2 protein-coding genes are annotated in these 3793 nt (G+C 61.9%); one reads left to right on the top strand and one right to left on the bottom strand.

Annotated elements, in window-relative coordinates; all coding sequences use genetic code 11:
* On the top strand, positions 1–2651 hold a 2651-nt coding region (locus tag AB4Y84_RS15795; RefSeq protein ID WP_442250415.1), incomplete at its 5' end, for an RHS repeat-associated core domain-containing protein.
* A 572-nt stretch (positions 2652–3223) separates the two neighbouring features.
* On the opposite strand, the gene AB4Y84_RS15790 is transcribed toward AB4Y84_RS15795, so the two are convergent.
* On the bottom strand, positions 3224–3793 hold a 570-nt coding region (locus AB4Y84_RS15790; protein WP_442250414.1), incomplete at its 5' end, for a hypothetical protein.

The raw sequence follows: 3793 nt of genomic DNA, 5'->3' as shown, positions 1-3793 counted from the left end.
ACGTCAGCACCTACGCCTACCACGTCGCAGACGACGCAGGATGCGCGACCAATGGGGCCTGCACCTATCGCAAGGGCGACCTGCGCAGTGTCACCAATGCACTCGGTCAGACGGTGGAAACGTTGGCCTACGACGCCTACGGGCGACCATTGTCGGTGAAGGATGCCAATGGCGTGGTCACCGACTACGCCTACCATGCTCGTGGCTGGCCCACCTCGGTGACCGTACGCGGCGCCACCACCGCCGAGGATCGATCCACCCAGATCAGCTACTGGCCCACCGGCCAGGTTCAGCAGATCACCGAGCCCGATGGCGGCAGCGTGACCTACGTCTATGACGCAGCACTGCGACTGACCGATATCGAGGACAACGCCGGAAACACCATCCACTACACGCTGGACAATGCCGGCAATCGACTGAAGGAGGACACCCTGGATGCGGGCGGTACCCTGCGCCGCACCCTGGCACGCACCTTCAACACGATTGGCCAGCTTACGGCGCTGAAAGACGCTGGCAACCACGCTACCGGCTTCACCTACGATGCCAACGGCAACCCGCAGACGGTGACCGACGCCCTGCAGCGCGTCACCAGCCAGCAGTACGATCCGCTGAACCGGCTGGCGCGGACCCTGCAGGACGTCGGCGGTGTTGCTGCGGAAATCCGCAGCCAGTACAACGCGCTGGACCAGGTCACCCAGGTGACTGACCCGAAGGGCCTGCACACTACCTATGCCTATAACGGTTTCGGTGATCTGACTGGACAGGTCAGTCCGGACAGTGGCGCCAGCAGCTTCACCGTGGATGTGGCTGGCAACCGCAAGACCGCCACCGATGCGCGGGGCATCACCGCTACCTACAGCTACGACGCGCTCAACCGCCTGATCGGCATCGCCTACCCAGACCCCAATCTGGATGTGGGCTATAGCTATGACGTGGCACCGGCTGCCTGCGCCGCCGACGAGCGCTTTGCCAAGGGGCGCCTGGGGCAGGTGTTGCACGCGAATGGCAACACCCAGTACTGCCATGACCGCTTCGGCCAGATCACCCGCAAGGTGCAGACCGTCAACGGTGTCGCCAGTACGCTGCGCTACGCCTACAGCAAGTCCGGTCGTCTGACCGCGTTGACCTACCCGGACGGCAGCGTGGCCGACTACGTACGTGACACCCAGGGCCGTGTCAGCCAGATTGGCCTGACGCGCACCGGCCAGCCGCGCCAGATCGTGGTGAACAACGTGATCTATGCGGCCTTCGGCCCGGCGACAGGGTGGACCTACGGCAATGGCCGCCAGTTGCAGCGCCCGCTGGACCTGGACTACCGTCCGCAGGCCGTGCATGACCCGGCAGCAGGTGGGCTGTCCTTGAGCTATGGCTATGATCCGGTGGGTTCGATCACCGAGCTGAAGAACGGCGCCGGGTCTGAAGTGCTGGCCAAGTACGCCTACGACAGCCTGGGCCGCCTGACCCAGACCCAGGACGGCGCGACCGGCACGCCGATCGAAACCTACGGCTACGACGCCACCGGCAACCGCATCTCGCTGACCACTTCGGCAGGAACCGCCAATTACACCTATCCGGCCACCAGCCACCGGCTTACGGCGGTCGATGGTGAGCCACGCAATCATGATGCGGCGGGCAACACCACCAGCATCGGCAGCAAGATGTTCAGCTACAACGATGCCAACCGCATGAACGCGGTGAAGCAGGGCAACGCCACACTGGAGAGCTACGTCTACAACCACCGCGGTGAGCGCGTGTTGCGTACTCCGGCCGGGGGTGCGGCTCAGATCACGTTGTACGACGAAGCAGGGCAATGGCTGGGCAACTATTCGGCCACGGGCCAGGCGCAGCAGCAGGCGATCTGGCTGGACAACTATCCGGTGGCGTTGATCAATCTGCCGAGCGCCGGCGTGCCGGAGCTGGCCTACATCCAGCCGGACCATCTGGGTACCCCGCGCGTTGCTATCGACCCAGTGCGCAATGTGGCGATATGGGATTGGAGCAGCAAGAGCGAAGTGTTTGGCGACCAATCTCCAAGTCTGGATCCGGATGGCGATGGTGTTGTCTTTGATCTGGCGCTGCGATTCCCGGGGCAGCAGGCCACGGATGCCAGCGGCTTGTTCTATAACTTCCAGCGGGAATATGAAGCTGCGACCGGACGCTATACGCAAGCGGATCCGATAGGCATCTCTGGCGGCATTTCTGTTTACGGGTACTCCAAAGCCTCTCCGCTTCGCGTGGTTGACCCACTTGGACTCGAGCCGGTGTTCGACACAAATACGTGCGGCGGACAAATGGGAATGGTGACTTGTGATGGCAATGGAGGATTCCTGGTCAGTGTCTGCAATTCAGGCTGCGACAAGATATGCACCGTTATGCATGAGCGAAACCATAAGGCGCTGCTGGAAAAGAGAGTTCCCAATGCCTGCGTTGGTAGGCCCAAAGGTGCAAGTCCATTTCCAAAGGACTGGGAATATGGTGGGATGGCGCATCGGCAGCTAGCGAATGAACTTGAGTGCCGTGCATATCAAGAGCAGATGACCTGTGCGACGCGGCTTCGCGATGGCGGACTCGGAGGCGCTGCGGTAGACAAGGCGTACAGCAGGGCAGCAAAAGAAAGGAGTGACCGGCAATGCGATGCATTTGGATACTAACCCTCCTTTCGTTCGTCCTGGGCCTGCTGGGGTGCAGGGACGAGGTGGAGAGTTCAACGTACCCTATGGGTCAGACGGGAAAGACGTGCACTGCCTATAAGGGCTTTGATCGCCACCCCCCTGAAGTGGTTGTTGCCGAGCTTTCCAGGCGGGGGTTGGATAGTGGCAGGTTGATTCATAAAACAGTCTGCGGCTCGATCACCAGCTGGGAGATCCTTCCTGCGGGGGCGTCGATCGATCGAATACCTCCGCCAGATGTGTATGTAAGCGTCCGGCTGAGGGAAGACGGCTCCGTTTCCGTCAGTACGGACCGCCCATGATGTCGGCGCTGCCCCTGATGCTCGAGCATTGGGCCAGCGTCAGTGGACGGTAGGATGGTAAGTGGGGCGCTGGGTTCGTCCAGTACCTTGGAGATGTCAGCCTCTGCCCGGAAGCGAAGCTGATCAATGACAGTGACGCAATCCGTTTAATACGACCGGTCAGCCCAATCTGATGGTCCGCGGATGGTGGACGTCCAAGTGAAAATGCGGACGGGCCCCCTTTGGCAGGAGCCCGCCCTTGAACGAACTAGATCAGGTCAGGTTGTAGCGCTCTTGGATTGCCGCGAACAGCTGATCAGCCTCTTCTTCGGCACGCCTGTTCTCCTCGGCCGCGAGTGGCACCAATTTGATTCCGTCGACGCCACCGACATAGGCGGGCCCGCCGACATCGTCGTCGTACGGTGTGCCGTCCTCGTTGATCGCTTCATGTCGATCCTGGCTCAGGTCCCGACCCAGCATGCGCGAGAGATGCATCCAAACCCAAGCGCGGAACGGTGTCTCGCCCCGGTATTCGATGAGCTCGCGCATGACGGATACTTCGCCCTCGCGTGCGAGCATGGTCAGCCACTGGTGGGCCAGCTCGGGGTGACCGTGTGCGTCGGCCAGATCAGCCATACCGTACGGATCCATTTCATCCGACGGCTCAAGCTCAAGCGCCCCTGGGTCCCCGTAGCGCTCCGCAGTGAGCAGCAACGCGCGCTTATCCCCGCCCCGTGCAGCAGCAAGGAGGTGGTACCGATGTTTGGCCACCACCTGAACGAACGAACTGTCTCCGCCCGTGGCAATCTCCGCCAAGCTCACCGGCTCGGACGACCACTGACC

It is taken from the genome of Stenotrophomonas sp. 2YAF22 (genome assembly GCF_052114665.1).
Lineage (GTDB): Bacteria > Pseudomonadota > Gammaproteobacteria > Xanthomonadales > Xanthomonadaceae > Stenotrophomonas > Stenotrophomonas indicatrix.
This window is presented reverse-complemented; position numbering and strand designations above follow the sequence as displayed.